The organism is Paenibacillus shirakamiensis, from assembly GCF_017874255.1.
GTDB classification, from domain to species: Bacteria; Bacillota; Bacilli; order Paenibacillales; family Paenibacillaceae; genus Fontibacillus; species Fontibacillus shirakamiensis.
Map to the genome: position 1 here is coordinate 390,643 of NZ_JAGGLD010000002.1, position 22,997 is coordinate 413,639.

General features: G+C 41.7%; 10 protein-coding genes. 1 reads left to right on the forward strand and 9 read right to left on the reverse strand.

All coding sequences use genetic code 11. The features are described 5' to 3' along the window. Window positions 1-115 precede the first annotated feature (115 nt). The 4 genes from J2Z69_RS08795 to J2Z69_RS08810 all read right to left on the reverse strand — a co-directional run bounded on the left by J2Z69_RS08795 (window position 116) and on the right by J2Z69_RS08810 (window position 5,169). On the reverse strand, window positions 116-538 hold the full coding sequence (locus tag J2Z69_RS08795) for a DUF948 domain-containing protein (RefSeq protein WP_209861220.1): 423 nt from the start codon (window positions 536-538) through the stop codon (window positions 116-118). A 141-nt stretch (window positions 539-679) separates the two neighbouring features. Continuing rightward, on the reverse strand, window positions 680-1,507 hold the full coding sequence (locus J2Z69_RS08800) for a nucleotidyltransferase domain-containing protein (protein WP_209861222.1): 828 nt from the start codon (window positions 1,505-1,507) through the stop codon (window positions 680-682). A gap of 37 nt (window positions 1,508-1,544) precedes the next feature. Continuing rightward, window positions 1,545-3,365 (reverse strand): ABC transporter ATP-binding protein, encoded by a 1,821-nt coding sequence (locus J2Z69_RS08805; RefSeq protein WP_209861223.1) that lies wholly within the window; start codon window positions 3,363-3,365, stop codon window positions 1,545-1,547. Beyond that, window positions 3,346-5,169 carry an ABC transporter ATP-binding protein gene (locus J2Z69_RS08810; RefSeq protein WP_209861225.1) on the reverse strand — a complete coding sequence of 608 codons (1,824 nt, stop codon included), beginning with the start codon at window positions 5,167-5,169 and terminating at the stop codon, window positions 3,346-3,348. The genes J2Z69_RS08805 and J2Z69_RS08810 overlap by 20 nt, the downstream gene beginning before the upstream one ends. A gap of 252 nt (window positions 5,170-5,421) precedes the next feature. Between J2Z69_RS08810 and J2Z69_RS08815 the strand changes: the two genes are divergently transcribed. Next, window positions 5,422-5,742, forward strand: coding sequence for a PadR family transcriptional regulator (locus tag J2Z69_RS08815; RefSeq protein WP_209861227.1), 321 nt, complete (start codon window positions 5,422-5,424; stop codon window positions 5,740-5,742). Between the two features lie 172 nt (window positions 5,743-5,914). Here J2Z69_RS08815 and J2Z69_RS08820 read toward each other — a convergent pair whose 3' ends face one another. From J2Z69_RS08820 to J2Z69_RS08840, 5 genes are all read right to left on the reverse strand, one after another. Beyond that, window positions 5,915-6,181, reverse strand: coding sequence for a metal-sensitive transcriptional regulator (locus J2Z69_RS08820; protein WP_209861229.1), 267 nt, complete (start codon window positions 6,179-6,181; stop codon window positions 5,915-5,917). 73 nt (window positions 6,182-6,254) lie between these two features. Further along, a complete protein-coding gene (locus tag J2Z69_RS08825; RefSeq protein WP_209861231.1) occupies window positions 6,255-6,746 on the reverse strand; it encodes a DsrE/DsrF/DrsH-like family protein in 492 nt (163 codons plus the stop codon). 837 nt (window positions 6,747-7,583) lie between these two features. After that, window positions 7,584-7,997: a barstar family protein gene (locus tag J2Z69_RS08830; RefSeq protein ID WP_209861233.1), complete on the reverse strand. Its 414-nt coding sequence runs from the start codon at window positions 7,995-7,997 to the stop codon at window positions 7,584-7,586. A gap of 13 nt (window positions 7,998-8,010) precedes the next feature. After that, the gene (locus J2Z69_RS08835) at window positions 8,011-16,758 is read right to left on the reverse strand and encodes a S8 family serine peptidase (RefSeq protein WP_209861234.1); all 8,748 of its coding nucleotides are present in this window, start codon (window positions 16,756-16,758) and stop codon (window positions 8,011-8,013) included. 9 nt (window positions 16,759-16,767) lie between these two features. Beyond that, on the reverse strand, window positions 16,768-22,764 hold the full coding sequence (locus tag J2Z69_RS08840) for an RCC1 domain-containing protein (protein ID WP_209861235.1): 5,997 nt from the start codon (window positions 22,762-22,764) through the stop codon (window positions 16,768-16,770). Window positions 22,765-22,997 lie beyond the last annotated feature (233 nt).

A 22,997-nucleotide genomic window follows, 5' to 3' on the forward strand; every position in this document is an offset into this window, starting at 1 on the left:
TATTATTTGTAATAAAAATAAAGGTTTATTTTGCTTTAATTGAGAGAATAGAATACATAAATTACACAAGCCAAAGAACTATGGCTTAGTTGCATCTCCATAGTCCTTGGGTTCATTATTTAACTTTCAAATGCAGATTGGATGAGGTGCTGTAGACTGCCTTCGGCTTCGATGTGGCTTCCGCCTTAGTAGAACTGGCTTGAGACGGAGTAGAACCATGCAGCATCGCATCCGTTACCTGATGCAGTGCTTCCCCGACATCATGTGCGGTCTCTAGTAGAGGATCTACCGATTTGATTCGGCCTTTAATGTCTTTGGTAACGCCATTTGCCTGATGAATAAGCTGCTTGGCTTCGGACGAGATTTGTTTGGCTTCACCAGACAAATCCTGAATTACTCCTCTGGCATCCACCAGCGTCTTATTCACTTCATCTAGTGTGGTCATGCTTTTTTTAAGTGTCCGAATTAGATACACATTCAGCCCAATAAAAGCAGCAGCCGCACCGGCCACACTATATCTTATTTTGAGTTCAACCATAGGAACAGCCCCTTTCTCTACTCATTTTATGAGCCATGAGGGCAAGGCATGCCGATTGTTTGTGAATTCAAGTTCGCTTATTCGTAATCAGAAGACTAAAATATTTTCTCGCTCCTCTCTCTTAAGGGAAACGTTAGAAATTTACCAAACATGTTCATAGTTCACTCGAGCCTTTGAAGTACTTACTGAAGGCATATGATAGTCGACTAAATCGAACGTTTCATAGATTAGATCTTCTAACAGGTGGATAGCATCCACATGAGTCATCAGGTGCGATATACTCTCTTGCAGATGAGAAGGCTGTATGGCTAATCCTGCTAGTGTGTGATCTAACCTCTTCAACCTTCCTGGATGATAGGTTCGATTAAGGCCACAGAGTACCCCTACTAAATTTAATATAGACTGAAGCTTGAGTTCCGCTAAGTAAGCCCAGTCCTGCCTGAGTAATCCTTGCTGCTGGAGAATTAGTTTTGGCTCAAATGTTAAGTTATCTTTGACCAAGGCCTCGGCCAAGGCTATAGGATAACTAGCCAACTCATTTTTCCACTGCTTCATGATATCGTAATGATCATATAGCACTCTAGATGAATGAATTCCAGTTACAATCGTATGATCTTGCAAATTGGTACTGTTCTCTTGCAAGATGCGGTGGATGACGGTTTGTGCCTTCTTTTTATCTAAATGAGCAATCTCGCACTTTACTCCCTCTATAGACTTAATAATAATGAGCACTTCACTGCTAGAGAATTTAATTTCTCCTCCGGATCTAATTATGTTCTCATGGGTAGACTGAACAACCTCTTCAGGAATATTTCCCTTGTGATATACAATTATATCGATATCCGAGGCAGCATCTACTCTTCCCTTAGCCAACGATCCTGTAACTATAATAGAGAGTATATCTGGGCATGTTCTAAGTAGTTCTATCTTGATCTCTTCGGCAATGGCAAGTAAATGATTGGAATCCATGGCAAATCCCCTTCCACTTAAAAAGCAATTCCGCATTTCACTCAGGCAAAGAAGCCATTTTCCCTTGATGAAGACTGCTGTAGAACCCCTCAAGCTTCACCAGTTCGTCATGAGAACCCCGTTCAATGATGCGGCCATCTTGGAGAACAAGAATCTGATCCGCTTGGCGAATCGTATTCAGACGGTGGGCAATGACAAAGCTGGTTCTACCCTTCATCAGACGCTTAAGACCTTCTTGGATTTTGATCTCCGTAATCGTATCGATGCTGCTGGTCGCCTCATCTAATACGAGCATGGCTGGGTCTGCTAACATAGCACGAGCAATGGCTAACAACTGCTTTTGTCCTTGGCTTATTCCGCGGCCATCCGATTGAAGTTCTCTATCATATCCCCCATCGAGCCTCATGATAAATGAATGTGCATTAGCTAACTTCGAAGCTTCCTCCACTTCCGTATCGGTTGCATCCAATCGACCGAACCGAATATTGTCGCGAATCGTCCCTCGGAACAAGAAGGAATCTTGAAGGACAAACGCCATATTCTTCCGAATACTCTCCCTTTGCAGGATACAAATATCTTGGCCATCTAACGTAATGAGACCTGCCGTAGCATCATAAAAGCGGGATAAGAGCTGAATGAGAGTCGTCTTGCCTGCACCTGTAGGTCCAACAAGGGCAATCATTTCGCCCGGCTTCACCTCAAAACTGATGTCTTTTAGAATCGGAGGAGCTTTTTCATCATAGGCAAAAGATACGTGTGAGAATGTCACTGCACCCTGCACATGTTCAAGAGCGATAGCTTCCTTTTCATCGGAATTCTCGGTCTCCTCATCCAACACCTCAAATACACGTTCTGCTCCTGCAATCGCAGATAGCAACGTATTCCATTGGTTGGCGAGATCATTTAATGGACGTGTGAACTGCCGCGCATACTCTACAAACACAATAATGATCCCAATCGTTACGGAACCATGAATGGCGAGGGTACCGCCTATTCCTGCAACAAGGGCAAAGCTTAGATTATTCAGACTGTTCATTAGCTTCGGGATGAATCCTGAGATGGTCTGCGCCCAGAATCCAGAAGAACGAATTGCGGCATTCCGTGCTCTGAATCCTCGCATTACTCTTGCCTCTTGGGAGAAGGCTTTGATGATCCGCTGTCCCGACAATGTCTCTTCAATATATCCATTCAATTCTCCAAGGTTTCGTTGACGCTCTTTGTATAGCGGTCCCGTTCTGCGTGTTATCCAGCGCATACCTAGAATCATTAACGGCACAACAATGAATGTCAGAAGGGTGAGGAGCGGACTGAGATAGATCATGACCCCTAGCGTCCCTACAAGGGTAAGCACACTAGAAAAAATCTGAATAGCTGAACTGTTCAGGGTTCCGCTAACATTTTCGATATCGTTCGTAACCCGGCTCATAATCTCGCCCTGCTGCCTTTTACCGTAGAAAGAAATGGGCAATTTGTGCAAATGGCTGAATAGGTCAAATCGCATTCGGTACACCGTTTCTTGAGAGACCTCAATCATCCATATATTTTGCAGCCAAGAAGTTAGAGAGTAGAACACGTAGACGAATCCTAGACCCATAAGAAAGAGCGGCCAGGGTACCGTCCCCGTGCCTTGAAGGTAGTGATCCACCGCTTGACCGATCATATACGGACCGAGGAGGGCTAGACCGGAGCTTAGCACCACCATCAACAGCACGAAGATCAGCTTCACTTTGCGGACAGCGAGATAATGCCAAATCCTCCCTACGGTACCGGACCAGTCTTTGGGCTTGGCTTTTGCTTTTGGCGTTAAAGTAAGATCCGGGAATGGATGCTGAAAAGGCTCAATAAATGCTTTGAACATGATGTGCTCCCTCCCCATGCTGAGATATATAGATGCGCTGATATAGCGGCGAGTTTTTCATTAATTCATCGTGTGTACCTTGGGCGATAAGCTCCCCATCATCCATAAGTAAGATGAGATCGGCGGATGAGGTCGAACTGATTTTTTGAGTAATCAAAAATGTAGTGCATGACAGTTCATCCAGCGCTTGAAGAAGGAGCCCCTCCGTACGGACATCGAGCGCACTTGTACTATCATCTAAGATAAGAATCGCCGGTTGACGCACCAGCGCTCTCGCGATGGACAACCGCTGCTTTTGTCCGCCGGAAAGATTCACACCCCGCTGCCCTAGCTTCGTGTCGTAACCATGCGGCAGCTTAACTACCGTCTCATGAATTTGAGCTTGCTTAGCCGCCGTCTGAATCTCTTCTAGCGTCGCATCTTCTCTTCCCCAAGCGATATTCTCCCGTATCGTTCCCGTGAAAAGCATTACTTCTTGCGGCACGTAGCCAATAGCCCCTCTTAATTCAGCAGGCTCCAAGCTTACGATATCCCTACCGTCAATGTAGATTTCACCCTCCGTCTGCTCATGCAAGCGGGGAATTAACTGGACTAGGGAAGATTTCCCTGATCCGGTAGCGCCCATGATTGCCACCCGTTGCCCGGGCTTCACCTCAAATGAAATATGTCTCAATACAGCTAGATCTCCCAATGGATACCGAAAAGCTACATCTCTGAACTGAATTCGTCCTTCAATCTGCATAAGACCACGGGCTGGTGATGGAATCTCCGCTGAGTATGACGTGTTCTTGGACGTGTTCTTGGACGTGTTCTTGAGAGTCTTCTCAGAAGTGTTCTTCGTAATTATGGCAATGTCCGTGCTATCCTCTGTATCCAGCACTTCTACGACACGCTGCGCGGAAGCGAAGGCTCTAGAGTAAGACATCATGATCCAAGATAAAGCAGATAACGCCCCAATGATTCTTAAGGAGTAGTTCATGACCGCTACCACTTCACCGATACTTGCGTTCCCGGAGCGAATGTCTATCCGGCCAAACCACAGCACGGCAATAATTCCCGCGTTAATAAGCAATAAAATAAAAGGGACCGTCGTCTCCGTAATCCTCAGTGCTGATATCGTACCTTTCATTAAATTGCGGCTGTAACCTGCGAACTTCTCCACTTCATGCGCCATACGAACGAAGACGCGAATCAGACGCATGCCCGTAAGGTTCTCTTGAATCACCCCGTTCACTCGGTCTAGACGCTGCTGGACATCTTTGAACTTGCGAGTAGTAATTCTCATCATCCATAGCACAAATCCAAGCAGGACGGGAACCGTAATGAGTAGTAGCAATCCAAGCTTCGCATGAACGACCATGGCCATAATAATGCTGCCGATGACAACCAGCGGAACCCGAGTGGCAAATCGCAAGCTCATAAAGATCATATCCTGAAGCTGAGTAATATCTCCGGTCAGCCTAGTAATGAGCGAAGAAGATTCGAATTTGCTGAATACCGTATAGGAGAATGATTGGACTTTATCATACAGCTTGTCACGAAGATCATACGCGAACCCTTGACTAGCATGGGAAGCAAAAAAGGAACTCGATAAGCCTGCACCAAACGCAATGAGCGCACTGCCCATAAGCACCCCACCCCACATCCATACCACCGATAAGTCCTTCACGGCAATGCCGTCATCAATAATTTTGGAGATGAGAAAAGGTTGCAACAGCTCCACCGACAACTCCAGAAGCAGCATAACCAGAGCCATCCCGGCAGCAATTTTGTACTTTTTGAGATAAGACAGAATCCATTCCATAAGGTGTCCTCCGCTAATTATGTAGATTGCCTTAGTATAACTTACTCCAATATTCTTCTAAAAGAAGACTTGTAATTTTGTATATGGCCTCTTGGGTCTGAAATAACTTAATTATATCATGGCCTGATGAGGAGAATTTTAGGTTGTAAAACAATACATATGAAATGGAAAATTCACTTCTACATCACAACGTGATATACTAACTACATCACAACTCGATATATTACTCTGTGATATAGGAGGCGATTAATTATGGAAAAAGAAATAGAACTCATACAACGGTATGTTCCTATGAGTGAGACAATGTTCTATATTTTGCTATCTTTAAGAGAAGAAAGGCACGGTTATGGCATTATGCAGCATGTGAAGACTCTAACCCAAGGCCGGATTGCACTCGGTGCGGGAACCATTTACCAAACCTTACATAAGCTCGATCAATCTCATATGATTTCGGCAACACGGGAGGCAGAGCGCAAGAAATTTTACCACATCACAGAAGCGGGAGAAACGGTCTTACAGGCAGAGATCATACGAATTCGGGAACTCTATCATAATATAGAGGGACTCAAGTAATGGATGGTCCATAAGTATGGAAATAGCTTGGCGTATTCGGTTGAAGACAACAATTCACCTGTGGATCATCTTGAATAATTGCTTCTATGCACCGCTACAAGAAGCCTATTGACTCACAAAAAAAGCCGCTTCCGGCTGATAACCGAGAACCGACTTTCTATAGACATACCGTCTACCGACTTTTGACCAAAAGCTCAATGGCTTCTTGCACCATTTTGCTGGAGTCTCTCCCTGCTTCTTGCTCTTCCAAAATACACTGCTGTAAATTCTCCGCCACAATCTGAGCTATTGCCTTATCTGCGGCACTTCGGATTGCGGATAACTGGCTTACTACATCTTTGCAGGATTTCTCTTCTTCCATCAGACGGAGTACCCCGCGGGCTTGCCCCTCAATGCGGCGGAGTCTTTTTTTAATATGATCCGGATATGTGTAGCTCAATGCACTAACCCCTTTCAGATCTGCTGTAAAAGGCCTATACCTCTATAGGTATAATTATACCTATTATCCTTAGTCAAATAAACAGGTTGACCTTCGCCTCGGTGGCATCCCCCAGATAAGCGGCTACTCCTGCATATTCAATCCCTTCTATAAGCTCTTCTTTTTTTAGTCCGAGCAGATCCATCGTCATCGTACAAGCCACCAGCTTCACACCTTGCTCTTGAGCGAGCTCCATTAACTGTGGCAACGATAACGCATTATGCTTTTTCATGACATTCTTAATCATAGCGGGGCCCATACCCATCATATTCATTTTGGATAATCCAAACTTACGCGGCCCTCTAGGCATCATCGCTCCAAACATCCGCTCTAGTAGATTCTTTTTGACTGGAACTGCTTCGTCCTTACGCAGAGCATTCAGCCCCCAAAACGTGCAAAAAATCGTAACTTCATGATCAAAAGCCGCTGCTCCATTTGCAATAATAAAGGCCGCAATGGCCTTGTCTAGCTCCCCACTGAACAGAACGATTGTGGTTCGTTCTGGTTGTCTTTCTTGCAAAGTCATTAATTTGAACTCCTTTGTGATGTAGTAAAAGATTTTTGAATGATTAAAATTATTATTTTGAACTTTACATACCCTATAGGGTATGTAAAAGAGCAAAAAAATTTACTCTATTAACAAACAAGTGCGAGTGCAATTTAAATAAATTCACCCAATATACACATACCCCTATTAGTATATTGTGAGTTTATCTAACACTAGGATTTTCGTCAAGTCGCTTTACCAAGAAATTGTGATGTAAACACCGGAAGATAGCTGCGACTTCACTTTTTTGGTCGGTATTAGCTAACGTTACAGTGAAAAGGATGAACATAGGGTATGCGGCTATGGATTATTCAGTTCTGATTTGGCCGCTATATGATACATAAGAATGGCCCGAATTACGTCGACAATTCGTGGAACTAGCAGGGAAACATGTTGTGACTCGGATGGACTATTATTTTTGAGCTAAGCTTTTAGATGAATATTATCTATGTTCTTATGAAGAATATTAATGCGGAGACTACACCCGAAGGAAGAGCAATATCTCAAACAAAGACTAAACAAATTAATTTTGGCGCTTACTCAGCTTACGTAGAAAAGTAGGAGGGACTAATAATTTTAAGCGTTTTTAGATACTAGATATATATCTTGTTCCTATAATAGAATTGGATTTAAGCACTAGCTTCTATTTTACGAATTTATACACGATGAAAGAAATTTAAAAATTACGTTTACAAGGATCTTAAGGATATATCAAACGGGAGTTATTACAGCTAGCTTAACCTTCTCTTTATTCTCCATTCGATTGAAAGAAAACCTTGATCAGCATTAAAGCCAATCAAGGTTAAAATTTAATCATTATTCTTTCACTAAGTAAACCATGAAGGTTTTAGCTTTCCCTCCCACTACAACAGATTCTACTTCTTCTTGCCAAAAAGGTAAGATGATATCCGTGAAATCTGCTAAAATATCATTTTTTAATTTTGGATTTTGCTGAAGAAATTTATCATATTGATGTATAACCAGTATATATTTTTCTCTTTCAATCCAACTCAGATCTCTTATCCAATCAAGATATCTATCAATACTGTCAGTGCAGGATGTAGGAAATCTAAAATTCTGCTGTATTGCTAAGGCGTAATCTTCCCAAGACTGTATTTCAGACCCATTCAGTTCAACAACGAGTATATTAGGGTAACTAGTTAATTCCTGTTTAATAAACATAAGCTCTTTGGGACTAATTTCTTGCATAAGATTATTTTCAAATTGCATATTTTCACTTCTCCTATTTTACCACCTTAGTGAAATTAGCATAGTGGTCATTTGTATAATAAATAGAGCCGTCAGTACCTCGTACAAACCTTTGTGCATCTCGAGCCTCATTAGGTAATTTATTATTCACATCATATTCTTTGTAATTTATTGGATTACCAGCGCTGTCTGTAACGGGAAGTTTTCCATCTTTATTGTTATATTTACTCCCTGCTGCAGTGCCCTCAGTTTGCCCTGAAACATTTCCCTGCCAACCGTTTTTTTCATACTTTTTGTAGATGTCTTGTGCATTGGTAGGAAGATCGGTGATTTTACAATTTGTATTATGCACCCAAATCCCCAGATCACTCACAAAGTAAGTATGGAACTCATCAACGGTCATGTTGTAAACTGTGACGTGCTTGTGCAACAGTTCAATGCTGTCTATCTTGAGTGTATTCCCATCACTTTGAACAAGCAAGTCACCAGGTTTGAGGTCTTTGACGAAAGTCCATCCTTTTCCGTAAACCCAGAATGGATGATTAAATGTCGATTCAATCGTCTGACCGCCTACATGAATCTTGAAGATCTCATCCGTTTTGTGATTAAACGTAGCTGTAACTTCTTTATATGCTACCTCACCCGTTACCTCATCTTTCGAAAGAACCATATCTCCGACTTCAATGTCTTCAATATTCTTCTCTCCATTGTCAGTAAGCACTTTTGTACCGGCCGTGAAACAATTACATCCTCCTGTTGTTGTTTTAGTGCCTGCTGTTTTGGTGCCTGTTGTTTTACTGCCAGCAGCCTTGCCAGCTGCATTTCTCTCCCCAACTGACATTTCCCTAATAACCTGTCTAGTTCCAATTACTCCTAATTTTAAACCTAATCCATTAAATACACTTGAAGAATCTAATCCTATAAATGGAAGATCCTCTACAGCCGTCCCCTTCTCTGCAAACCAAAATATCGTCTCTAATGCTCCCTTAGCCCAATCAGATTGTCCTTTTTCATAATTTACGTTTAATGCATTCATAGACTTCTTAGAAATATCGAAATTGTTATATTGAGAATTTTTTTTCATAAAATCATAGATAGCTAAGCCTTGAGTTGCATTTGTAGCTAATTTTTCTGTAAGAACTTGATCTAGAAACTTTTTTTCATTATTTGTAATAGTATAACCAATATCTGCTTTAACTTTTACATCTGCCGTACCCTTAGTGCTTACTTCAATAAAAGTACGACCAATAGTAGTTCTAGTCGTCTGTTCATTGACCTTTGTCGAAGATATACTTGATGCTTTTAAAGCGCTATTCCATTGCGCAGCTGTCATATTACCTTTTTGGGATACCACAATATCGATAACTTTATTCATATTTGCTTTTGTCTCGTACATTAATGGTGTGATAACTTTTTGCTTAGCAGCCTGACTCTCCCTTAAATTTGTAGCAGTTTGAGAGATTGCAGTTCTCTGTGCAGACGTCTTAGCATTGAAATAGGCCGTTGTTAAAGATATCAGTTCGGCTTTAACTTCCAGATTTTTAATATTCTTATCTGACTTTTGCAAATGTCCTGTAGGATCGCTGTACATAATCGGTTCATTGCTTACATAAGTATACAAATTTAACGATAATGCATCCTCATCTGAACCTCTATACGTATCCTCACTCATGAACCTTGCAATGCTAGGATCATAGTAACGTGCGTTCAGATAATAAAGCTTGTTCTCTTCATCATATTCATACCCTGAATACCTTACGGAGTTATTTACATTACCCGTTGAATCTGTAATGTTCCCAAAGGCATCATAATAATATGAAGCTTTGATCTCTCCACTATCGTTCACTAATGCTGTGACATCGGCATGTCCATTGTATAGATACGAATATTTATCTGTTCCTACCTTACGAGTTAACAGGTTGGTACCATACAAGTTAAATGCTGTCTGTTTGCCGGAACCATCGGTTTCTAAGACCACTTTATCGTATTCATAGACATACTGATTTACGGTGCCATTGGAGGTCTTCTTCGTCCTTAATCCTTCACCATTATACTCATAGGTTACGGTTCCTCCAGCAGAACTAGACTTAGTTAATTGATCCCATACATCATACTCATAACTAGCTGTTCCTGAGACGATATTCTCAATTCTTGGATTTTCATTCTTTTGGCCATAAATAAACATGCCAAATGATGGATCTGTTGGTTTAAGTGGATCAATCTTCTTAATCGTCTCAGAGGTCTTGCTCATTAGATTACCATTGTTATCATAATGGTAATTAACCGCTTGAGCACTTCCTTCTGATGTGATTTCTCGGGTCAGATTCAATCGATTCTGATCATTGTATTCATACTGAGTGGTCTTGACTTGAGCAGCATCTTTGACCCGTTGTTCCGTACGGTTGCCTGCCGCGTCGAATGCATACGTAGTCTGTCTTCCTCCAGGTTCAAGCACACTTTGAAGGCGATTCAACACATCATAAGCATAAGTCGTCTTGCCTTTGGGAACATTATTAATTAGCTCATCCTTGGATAATTGATTACCTGCTGCATCATAAGCATATTGATAGGAATCCATAACTTGATTTCCTTTGAAATTCTTCAAAGTACTCAATCGATTCGCAGGTGTGTAGGTGTATTCCTCTCGAATTCCATTGGGATACGTGGCAGTCTGACGCGTTCCGTCAGCATAATAGCTATAGGTATACGATGCATCATTATTCGCTTTAACCTCTGATAATCGATTGGTCTTGTCATAGACTTTACGAGTTACATTTCCCTTGACATCCGTTGTGATCTCCGCTCGATTTCCTTGGGGTAATCCCGTGATTTCATCGTATTGATACGTATTTGTACCTAACTTCGGCAAAGATTTGGTCACCGTACGATTCATTTCATCGTACGTTCTCGACGTGATTCCGTTCTTATCTGTGACCGTAAGCTGATTGTTATTATTATCGTAGCTGTATGACACTTTACGATCTTGCAATGGCGTTGACGCTAGAGTTGGACCGTCTACGACACGAGAGACTTGACGCTTATGGATATCTAGTACATACGAAGTGATATTTCCATTACGATCCTTTTTCGTCTTCATCATGCCATTAGCATAATAAGTATAGGTCTCCATCCGACTATCTTGATAGGTTGAATTCCCTTTTGAAGTACTTACTGCTGCCGGGTCCATTCGCCGAATGAGCAAATCGCTCACATTATATTCAAATGTACTCTTATTTCCTTTACCATCCGTCTGCGTAAGCTTGTTCCCATTAAGGTCATACGTGTATGAAGTTACTTCATCCAATGCATTCGTAACTGTACTTAGGTGACCTAAATAATCATAGCTATATCGAGTTGTGTTACCATTCTCATCGGTCACTGACTGCTTCTGTCCTAATACATCATAGTCTGTTGAACTGGTATTCCCTTCTGCATTCACGCTAGACACTAGGACATTATTCTTGTTATATGCGAAAGAATTCAATCGATTTAATGCATCCCATGAGCGGACCTGTGTATCATTTAAGTTGTATTCCAATCGTTGTGTGGTTACACCACTTGCATCTTTTCGCTCAACTAATCGGTTCTTGTCGTCATAAATTAATGTTCCCGTATTCCCCAGCCAATTCGTCTCCGTAAGTTTGTTACCATTGGCATCGTACGTATATTGGGTAACATGAACTTTGACACCTGCATTCAAATTTGTAACTGAGTTGCGTTCCTCGATCAGACGATTGAGACTGTCATATACATTTTCATGAATATTACCATTTCCATCCGTCTCATAACGCTTGTTCCCAATTACATCGTATGCTGTCTTCGTAGTAATTGGCTGTGAACCATCCTCTGCTTGTTCGGTTGAACTAATAAGATGGGATTCTTTATCATATTCATAGAGGTTCACTTTACCTAAGGAATCCCCTTCTTTGGCAAGATTACCTAACCGATCATATTGTTTGGTTATGGTGTAATCGGAGATGGTCTCGTCGCCTGGTGAGGTTACACTACGTATCAAGCCAAAATTATTATATGAATATGACGTTACGTTACCATTACCGTCCGTCTGACTAAGAGGTTGTCCAGCTAAATCATACGTGTGAAGCTCCATAGTCTGCTCTGGTGAGGTTACAGATTTCTTAACTGCAACAGAAAGGACCTTACCTGCATCGTCATAGGAAGTCAATTCAAGGACGTTGTTAGCATCTGTCTCGACAATTTTACGTCCAGCACCATCATAAGCATAAGATGAGCTATTCTTCAGCCCACGATCCTTAGCTATTGGATCCAGTGTGGAACTAACGAGATTTGCTGCATTATAACGAGTTATAGTACCATAACCCGTTTGCAATTTAGCATCGATGTTACTTCCTACACCTGTAGCGTAACCTTCTCCGTCCAGCTCCTTGGTTACGTTACCATTCTCATCATAGAGGTAACCTTTGGACACTTTCTCTGTCCATTCCGGGGACCAAATCCACGAAGCACTTAGCTTTTGCTCATTGAATTTCTCCGTAATCACCTTAATTCTACTCATGGTATCGTATGTGAATTCCGTACGGCTAAGATCCTTCCATGATTTAGAGGCATCATAACTCTGAGGTGAAATTTCCGCAATCTTCCGGTCTGCCTTGTCATAGACAGTGAGGGAGACGCCTGCCAGTGCATCCGTCTTCTTAACTGCTAGTCCCTTCTCGTTATACTCTAACTGAGTCTTGTTCCCCTTGGCATCGGTTGAGACCAACACCTTCCCTTGCCAATCATAGGTCAATGAGGTTCTAACAACGACTGGATTGCCCTGCTCATCTATAGAAGGTTTCTTGGTTGCTATAGGACGATTCAAGGCATCATAAGTTACTTCCGATCGTACTCCATCAGGTGTAGTCTCGGCTACTGCATTACCATTCAAATCATATTCCGTTGTAGTCTCTAACACAGCCTTATCTCCACGTCCGGTAGTCACCGAGTATAGATCTTTAGTGTCTACAACATGCTTCTCTGAAGTTTTTTTACCTTGATCATTGTAGGCATATTCCGTACTAATCGATGTATTAGCTGAAGTATATATTTCTTTCTTGATTAAGTTTCCTTCTTCGTCGTACTTAAATAGACTTTTACTTCCGCTGCTTGTTGTAGTCTGTAGAACTTTATCATTTCCGTCATATTGATACTTGGTAACGATCTTACGATCCTCCAGTGGTTTGGCATACAACGTTACCGGATCTTTACCCACACTCTCGACTAATTTGCGATCATCTCGGTCATAAGTTACTCCCTTGTACGTATACTTCCCTGCGTCCAAAGGAATCCAAGAGTCTGTAAGGCGGTTCAGACCATCATAGTTGAAGTAACTAGTATTTCCCCTTGCATCCGTAGTTGCCTTCAATACTCCATTCGTCTCATATACATTACTTACTGAATTGCCATCTGGATTCTGTCTCTCGACTTCTTGGCCCTGGTCATCATACGTCCACGTGGTTACAGCCGTATCTGTACCATTTAAGTATTTCATTTCTTTCTTCTGTGTCTTTCCATTATCCAGAACTTTATAACTATACTCGGCAAGGAGATCCGGTACTGCTTGAGCACTCGTCTTGAAGAACATTTTACTAACCCGATTCATTACATCATATTGATAGACATATGAAGATTTATTAGGCCGTGTCTCAGTTAACTTATTCCCATAGATATCGTAAGTAAAAATTGTCTCATTCCCTACAACATCAGTCTGCTTTTGGATTTTACCGTTAGGATAATACACATAGCGAGTCCCTGCGCCTGCATCTCGGTATGAATTAGATAGCGTATTATCGTTAAGTCCATCTTTATCTGCAACATATTGCATGGGAGCAATACTCTGGACTAGACGCTGCTGACTATCATAAATGAAGCGATTGGTCTCTCCCTCACTCTGAGCAGATCGAATTACATGTCCGTTGTTATCATAATTGTAATCAGTACGATAGCCACGTGGAGAGATTTGACTGGTCTTCCATCCTAATATGTTATAGGAAGCGCTTGTACTGTTCCCCTCTGGATCTGTAAGTGTAGCTTTATTCCCGTAACGATCGTAGGTGTAAGATGTCGTATTCCCTTCGGGATCGGTCTCTGATTTTAACAAACCACTAACATTTAGACCCAGCTTCTGAACTTCTGCGAGTGAATAATACGCATAGCTGGATGTTGCAAATTTTGATGGATCGTTTGCGTTATAGCTATCTGTTCCGTTTAGGGGTCGTACTTTTTTGAGTAATAGTAGTTTGTTAGCATCATAGATATAGAATGTTAATTTACCTAATTCATCTTTTTCAGAAATGAGATTATTCTTATCATCATAGCTATATTCATTAGAGCTACCATCCGGGTTCACGCTTTTGGTGATATTCCCGTTGCTATCTCTAGTGTACTGTGTCTTGTTTCCATTTCGGTCAGTAACCGCCTTCTCTTCACCAAATTTATTAAATCCGTTAGCATCATTGTAATACTCTACGAATGTTAATCTACCTTCTGGATCTTGAGACTTGATTACGAACATGGCCGTGTCATACCATTTGACAACGACTCGTCCATTAATATCCTTAATCGTCGTCATTCGGTTCGCTAGATCATACGTATAATTTTGCAGACTCCCCATATTATCCGTATATTGACTTACCTTATGTGGTCCAGTAGCAGGGCTATGATCATACACAATGGTCTCAACGATGTTCTGACTCGCATCTTTGAGCTTGGTGAGATATCCATAAGTGTCGTAGACATAGCTGCTTATGACATTTCCTTCTGGATCTGTGACAGTTACAAGTCTGTTCGAACCGTCATAGCTATATTTCACATTTCGATTCATTGGATCTGTAATCATCGTTAGATAGCCTGCTGCATTATATGTGACGGTATAGACACGTCCTACAGTATCTGTAATCTTAACAACTTTGCCTGTGCTATCTACATCTATTTTGACTATGTTCCCATTACGATCTTGCATGGATGTCAGATATCCAGCGGTATTAAAGACGTACTTATATTGATCTGCCGTCGTCAATAGATGTGTGCCATCAGTCTGTTTGACAAGGGTTCCATGTGAATCATTCGCAGTATAGGTTCCGTCGGTATTTTTGACAAACACCATCGCCGTACCTTTAGGAAGCTTGGCTACCTTTAACGTAGAGTTCGTGGAATCGTCTTTCAGATTTCCTTCAAAGCCAAAAGTCCACCCTCTTCCCATAGTACTCGAAGCACGATCATCCTTAGAATTGTACGTTCGAGTGAAATCTACACTAAATCCTGGTGCAGTAACAGTAAGATCCGTTATGGATTTGGAATAGTTCCCCGTGGTAACGGAGACACCTTCTTCCCCGTAGTGAATTTGCTCTTGTAGGGATGTATCAATGGTCGTAGCTAAGGTAACAACCATATCTCCTTTTCCTGTAGAAGGCTTCTGAGTAGTATTCGGCTTATTCGTATCAGGCTTGGTCTCCGTTGCTTTGAGTGCTTTGGCCGCATTAATTACTCCACTGCTTGCAGTCTTCCCTTCCAATGACTTCAAGTAAGTTGTACTTGATTGTACTCGCTGAGCTAACTGCTCCGCCGTCAAATCCGAGAACTGACTTCTTACTAAAGCAGCCGTACCCGTAGACATTGCCGCGGCCATAGAAGTTCCACTTAAGTAACCATATTCACGATTAGGAAGTGTGCTTAAGATTCCTACCCCTGGAGCTGCAACATCCACAGACGAACCATAATTCGAGTTGGACGCAAGCTTACCTTGATTGTCAATGGCAGCAACAGATATAACGTTAGGTAACTTATAAGCTGCGGGATAGATTGGCGCTTTAGTCATATCCTGTCCATTATTACCTGCTGCACACACGAATAACATATCGCTTTGGCTCATCGCCTCCTGCAAAGCTGGATTGACTTCGGGGCTCCCAAAGCTGGCGTTCATGACTTTAACACCCATCTGCTTCGCATATTCAATAGCCTCAATTGCATCCGAAGTATAGCCTGTTGTCCCACTGATGAATTTTAGCGGTAAGATTGTTACTTTCGGAGCCGTTTCGGCAATGATTCCTGCCACATGCGTTCCATGCTTATCATCTGCTGCGCTATCGTATACGGTTGCGTCATGGTTAGAGAAATCCCATCCATTCACATCATCGACATAGCCATTTCCATCATCATCGATTCCGTTGTCTGGAATCTCATTGGAATTGATATACATATGAGACTTGAGATCAGGATGAGAAATATCCACTCCCGTATCTAGCACTCCAACTACTGTGGATGATGCACCTTGAGTTACTTTCCAAGCATCCTTAGCCTTAATATCCATACCTGATTCTCCAGCTTGGTATCCTATATTCTGACCTGTATTGGACAAGCCCCAAAGCTCATCGAATCGATCGGCTAATGCTGAAGAACTAATAGTTAATTTATAGTCTGGCTGTGCGAACTGAACATTTGGATCTTTCTTTAATTCAGCGATCGTCTGATTCACATCATCGTTATCGCCTATTTCAAGTACTTCTACATTAGAGCGTCGCATCTTAGCTTTGGTATCTAACTTGCCTAATTTTAGCTTGGTCTTAATTTCCTTTTTACTAGCTACCGCTTTTTCGTTATTTTTGTACTTTACGATAATCTGCTTGTGGTGCTTCGTTGCTGTTACATTGGTTATTGTGTTCCCTGATGGTTCCGCTTGGACAGGCCCAATACTGCTAGATAACATGCTTATAATTACTGAACTCATCAAAAATACATGAAATGATCTGGATAATAGCTTCTTCATAGGTTCCTCCTAAAATTCCATTGGTCTAACATAACTAAGTGAATCTGTGAAGATCTTAGGCTCTGCTTTTTGAATCACGGTATAGGTTAGGGAGGAACCGCCAGATACATTAGCTCTAAATTTGATGCTGTTCAGAACACCTGTCCAAGATTCTCCTATATTCACTACTTTATCTGTGGTAAACACAATTTGGCCTGGCTTAAATGCTGTGACAGTAATATCCGTTCCTGCAATTTTTCCGGTGGAAAGTTCCGGTGTTCCTGTAATCATAGATAAGTCCACTACTGTAAGCGCATTGGAATCGTAATTCACCATTAACGTGTAGCGGCTGAAGTCTGTAACATCAGATGCCGTCAGTCCCAAATCAACGGTCTGTTTCTTGGTTAATTTAGCCGTCATTGTGTTATTTACAATCAGTCCTGTCCAATCTCCATTTCCTGCGGCATTGCGGGTACGTATCCGGTATTTATGTTCTGAACCCTTGGCAATTCGGCGATGTTGGTAGGAAGTATGCATACCCATGTCCTCTACCTTCCCATCAACTTCGATATCATAACCTTGAGCTGTTGGATCTGCATCCCAGGTAACATTCACAATACTTCCTGAAGAAGATAGTTGAATATTTTGAGGTGCGGCTGGGAAATCAGGAAGCGTAGCGAGTGTTACCATCTTGGACCAGTCTCCTTGCACCGCATCTGTGGTAGCGCGAACACGGTACGTATGTGGTGTGAAGGAGTCAAGTAAAATATCTCGGTATGTCGTATCCTCGAAGTTATTAACCACGACTTGTCCATCCAGTTCCACGTCGTAACCCTGAGCTCCTTGGACTTTCTCCCAAGTTACCGTAACGTAATCCTTCCCTGCTACGGCATTTACATGCGTAGGAGGAATAGGCTTTAGAGGTAGGGTTGTTAACGTAATGGGTAGCGACCATCCACTAATACCCGCTACTCCTTTGGCCCGAATACGATAGACGTGTGTAGTCTCAGGCGTTAGACCCTCTTGCTTATAGGTACTTCCGATTATACTTCTGATTTGTCCATCCACCTCGACATCGTAGCCGACAGCCGCGAGTACTGGACTCCAATTTAGTTCAATGGACACATCTTGCACATTGTCCGTAATCTTACTAGGAGTTGACATGAAGAAGGTAGTACACGAAATGGGACTGCTCCAATCCCCAGATCCTACTTCGTTCACGCCTCTTACCCGATACTGATGAGTGGAACCTGGCTCCAGCCCAGCAATCTCGGAAGCATTCGACATACTATTCTTGATGACTACAATTCCATCGGCCTCGATTTCATAGTAAGAAGCATCTTCAATAGGTTTCCAACTCAACCTAACCTTTTTCTCCTCTGCATCTGCTTTTAGTTCTGTAGGAATTGTCGGAAGGGTAGTAAGAGTCATTACCGTATAGCGCTGAGACCATGGACTCGCTCCACCACTATTGAGTGCACGTATCCTGTACGTATGCTGTGAACCTGGGACTAGACCTCCGGCTTTGAATTGTGTGGACTTGCTCGTCTGGCGAAGTTGACCGTCCCATTCCACTTCATAAGTCATAGCTTCAAGCACATCATTCCACTGCAAACTTACGGTTTTGCTAGTAGGTATTGCGTTAATATTACCGGGAAGTGTGGGAAGGGGAAGTAACGTTCTAACCACAACGGCAGTACTCCACGGCCCCTTAATTCCGTTATTCACCGCGCGTACTCGGTAGGTATAGACGGTATTGGAAGCTAATGAATTCGCACTGTAGACAAGCGAACTTCCATTCGAGATGACCTGGCCACTGTTTACTTCAATCTCATACTCCGTGGCATCTTGAACTGCATTCCAGCTTAATTTGGCACTATTGCTCGTGACTGAACCTTTTACATTTTGAGGCTGTACAGGTAGCTTGGCCGGAGGTCCGACTTGAATAGAAGTAGGTGAAGCCGTCTCAATTCCCTCTTGATTCCTAGCCTTAATCTGGAATTTATATGATTTTCCTGACGTAAGTCCTTTAACGGTAATTTTCTTGTTAGTTAAGGTGATCCATACAGGGGATGTAGAAAGATTTCCGCTTGCATCGACTGTGCTATTGCCCGTAGTTAATTGGTATTGTGTATTCGAAGGATTGGTGTCTGAGATGTTAAATGAAGCTGTGGTTGGCGTTGTTCCACTTAGCGCCAGAGCTGGGTCTGCGGCTAGTGTGTAAGCATCTCGATTCTCTGTAGTAATATTGCCTAAGGAGTCCTGAACTTCAAATTTGACGATGTATTTTTTGTTAGGGGTAAGACTACTTATCTTTGAATTATAAGAAGGACTATAACTCCAGCCCGTAGTCTTGTCATTAATACTGAATCTGTATGGACCAGCATTACCATTAAAAATAACGGAAGCTTTGATATCATTGGACGTTGAAACAGTACTTAGAGTGTATTGAATGGGTACATCATTCATCGAAAAATTTCCCAAGACCTGATTCATCTGAATGCCGTCACTAACTTCGTAACGAATCGTGTGATTGCCTTTGGTTAAATTATCCTTTTTCAAGCTATTAAATGTGACTATATCCGTATCACCTGATAGTTTAATATTCTTTTCTTCTCTACTTTGAGCTTCATTATCTAAAAAATATTTTACAGTTACTAGAGTGTTCATAGGACCGGAGAGTTTGACTCTGGGTAGGAAAGGCTGCTCTTGAAAAGCTGCTACAGGTAAAAATTGATTTCCTCCTAATTGAGCTATCTCACCATAATCATTGGATCCCCAACTCTTGACGCTTCCATCCTCCATCAATGCTAAAGAATGGGTGTAACCTGCAGCTAATTGTGTAACCCCTTTTAAAAATGGATTAATAGTTGGGGTTTTAATATCTTTTGTATTACCCATCCCTAACTGTCCATAGGAGTTACTTCCCCAGCTTTTTACTGTTCCATCTTCCATTAAAGCTTCAACATAACCACGATCAGCATATTTAGCCCCTGCACTTAGTATCTTTACTCCCTTTAAGTCAGGGATAGTTGTTGGTATAAGAACAGCCGAGTTATTAGCTACGCTTCCTAAAAAGTTACTACCATTTCCCCAGCTTTTTACTGTTCCATCTTCTAATAAAGCAAAGGTACCTGTACCATTAGATATTATTTGCTTGACGCCAGTAAGTCCTGGTACTAACGTAGGCACTAATCTGTCTATTTTATCTCCTGTGCCCAGTTGTCCATAGGAGTTATCCCCCCAGCTTTTTACTGTTCCGTTACTTAGTAAAGCTACACTGTAATTGATACCCGTAGCTACTTGTTTGGTTGTACCAAGTCCAGCAATATTCTTAGGACTACTTTGATCTACTAAGTTACCTATGCCTAATTGTCCTTTATTATTGGCTCCCCAACTTTGTACAGTTCCATCTTCTAAGAGCGCAAGTATGTATCTTCTACCTGCTGCTAATTGCTTAGTTTTACCAAAGTAAACACTATCAGGTTCTAATCGATTCGACTTGTTGTTTGAATCTAGTAAGCCATCCGTGTTCATACCCCAGCCCATCACTGTTCCATCTAGCATCAGGGCTAGTGAATAGTGGTCCCCTGCTATAAGCTGTTTAATTCTCCTAAGATCATCACCTAGGAAATTGAATACACTGGGAGAAGTACCATTACCTAATTGACCATAAAAATTCTGTCCCCAAGTATATGCTTTAGCATCTTCAGAAAGAGCAAGTGAAAATGAATCCCCTGCGGTCAGTTGTTTCACTCCCGTAAGATCTTTAATTACTGAAGGAATTGTCTGTAACTGCACGTAAGAAGTTCCTAAACCCAATTGATTATGGTCATTGTAACCCCAACTCATTAAAGATCCATCTTCCTTAAGAGCGTAGCTACTGTACATTCCGGCTGCTAGCATTCTCACATTCTGAAGAAAATAAAGAGTCTCAGGTGAACCCATATTATCATTCCTTATATTCCCACTCCCTACCTGGCCATAAGAATTATCTCCCCATCCTTTTATCGTTCCATCATTCAGAGTGGCAAATGCATGTGATCCCCCAGCAACTATTTGCTTTACCCCACTAAGATAGGGAATAACAGTGGGTACTTTTATGATTGAACCTATGTTATTCGCACCCAATTGACCACTACTGTTAGATCCCCAACCTTTCACTGTACCATCTTCCATTAGCGCCAATGTATAATAACCTGAAGCTGCAATTTGTTTTACTCCACTAAGTCCCGCAATAGTAACTGGAGCATTCCTTCCTGTCGTATCTGATAGACCTAACTGACCATTTTCATTACTTCCCCAACTTTTAACGGTGCCATCTTCCATTAATGCAAGCGAGTGATATATCCCTGTTGCTACTTGTTTGACTCCAACAAGATTTGGGATAATCGTTGGTGAGCTTCTATAACTACTATTATTTGAATTCAGTCCTAAAGCTAGACTATTACCGCCCCAACTTTTTACAGTGCCATCTTGAAGAAGAGCTAAAGTATGCGTTTCGCCCGTAGCCAGTTGTTTAACATTAACTAGATTAGGAACTAGGGAAGGAATTAATTTATTAGTTAGGTCTCCTGTACCAAGTTCCCCAAATCTATTTCCTCCCCACCCTTTTACCGTTCCATTCTCCAGTAGTGCAAGTGCGAAATCCTGACCTGATGCTAATTGCTTCAAATCAGTAATATTAGGTACAACAGTTGGATTGATTCGATCTTCTGTATCTCCTGTACCTAATTCACCACTTGAATTATCTCCCCAGACTCTAAGAACTCCATTCATATAAAAATATGTTGAAAAGGATTCCTCTCCTCTAGAAGCCACAATAAAATCGTTATTAACAGCATCGATTTGAATAGAAACTTTAGCCACCTTTATATTTGGATTATCAACAGGTGTAACTCTCGTAGACGTATCTCCCATACCTAACTGATAATTACCGTTATAGCCCATGACACGAACTGTATAATTATCGCGAACAATAAAACCAAAATACATCCCGGCAACGATCATGGCTACATTATTCTCACTTGCTAGTAACGTGGGTGTAGTCCGATTGGTGGAATCCCCAAGACCCAACTGTCCATTATTGTTATATCCCCAACTCTTTGTTGTACCATCGGAAAATATGGCATACGAAGAGTAGGTACCTGCAACGACTTGATCTACATTTGTGATGGACTGCACAAGCATCGGTATATTTGAGACTGTAGTTGTCCCCAGTCCTAATTCTCCATAAGAATTAGAGCCCCAAGCCTTGACTGTCCCATCTGATAATAAAGCAAGCACGTGAGCGTATCCTGCAGCGATTTGTCTTATATTTGTCAAATTAGGTACCAGTGTTGGAATAGTAACCGTAGTGGAATTGCCTAAGCCCAGTTGACCAGATCCATTGTACCCCCAACTTTTAACTGTCCCGTCATTCAATAAGGCCATCATATAATTCGGACCTACTGAAATCTGGCTGACATTGGATAAGTTCGGTATCAGAGTAGGGACTGTCGCATTTGCTGTTGTTCCGTTACCTAGTTGACCGTAACTGTTGTAGCCCCAGCTTTTAACCGTACCATCCTTTAATACAGCAGCAGCAAAGTACTGGCCTGCAGCTATTTGCTTGACATTGATTAGATTCGGAACCACCGTGGGTACATTTCTACTAGCCGTGTCTGCGAGGCCAAGTCCATAATAAGAATTGTAGCCCCAAGCTTTGACAGAGCCATCCTTTAAAAGGGCAAAAGCACTATTACTTCCTGCAGCTAGTTGTTTTACATCCGTGAGTCCCGTAATTTCAGTCGGAACCGTAGCTTGTGTTGTTGAACCTAGACCTAGCTCCCCGTTGCTGCCGTATCCCGTAGCTTTTACTTTTCCATCTACCGTCAGAAATAAAGCAAAATTATTACCCGCTGCGACATTTATTTGTTGCATGCTGGTATCGATTGCCGCGTGAACCTCATCCATAGGCAATACATTTATCATGGCCTGACTTATCAGCAGTACAGCTAACAATATTTTGGTTAATTTGTGTACCATATAATAGACTCTCCCTTTACAATAGATAAAATAATTACATTATTTAAATCATTATCCTCCTTCTTTATGCATGTCTTTTTACTCATTATTAGGAAAAATATACTACGCGAGAATCATCATACTCTTCCGTTATATAGGTATCAATGACTACTTTTGTGTTATTTTGTCGAAATGCGTAAAACTTATTGCAATTCATAACGATTTGTGTTAACACAATGTAAAAACTGTTTTAA

Bases quoted from the DNA above. Each gene is read 5' to 3' on its own strand.
- J2Z69_RS08830 (WP_209861233.1), bottom strand. From the start codon at position 7,997: ATGCAATTTGAAAATAATCTTATGCAAGAAATTAGTCCCAAAGAGCTT.
- J2Z69_RS08835 (WP_209861234.1), bottom strand. From the start codon at position 16,758: ATGAAGAAGCTATTATCCAGATCATTTCATGTATTTTTGATGAGTTCA.
- J2Z69_RS08825 (WP_209861231.1), bottom strand. From the start codon at position 6,746: ATGACTTTGCAAGAAAGACAACCAGAACGAACCACAATCGTTCTGTTC.
- J2Z69_RS08795 (WP_209861220.1), bottom strand. From the start codon at position 538: ATGGTTGAACTCAAAATAAGATATAGTGTGGCCGGTGCGGCTGCTGCT.
- J2Z69_RS08815 (WP_209861227.1), top strand. From the start codon at position 5,422: ATGGAAAAAGAAATAGAACTCATACAACGGTATGTTCCTATGAGTGAG.
- J2Z69_RS08805 (WP_209861223.1), bottom strand. From the start codon at position 3,365: ATGTTCAAAGCATTTATTGAGCCTTTTCAGCATCCATTCCCGGATCTT.
- J2Z69_RS08840 (WP_209861235.1), bottom strand. From the start codon at position 22,764: ATGGTACACAAATTAACCAAAATATTGTTAGCTGTACTGCTGATAAGT.
- J2Z69_RS08800 (WP_209861222.1), bottom strand. From the start codon at position 1,507: ATGGATTCCAATCATTTACTTGCCATTGCCGAAGAGATCAAGATAGAA.
- J2Z69_RS08810 (WP_209861225.1), bottom strand. From the start codon at position 5,169: ATGGAATGGATTCTGTCTTATCTCAAAAAGTACAAAATTGCTGCCGGG.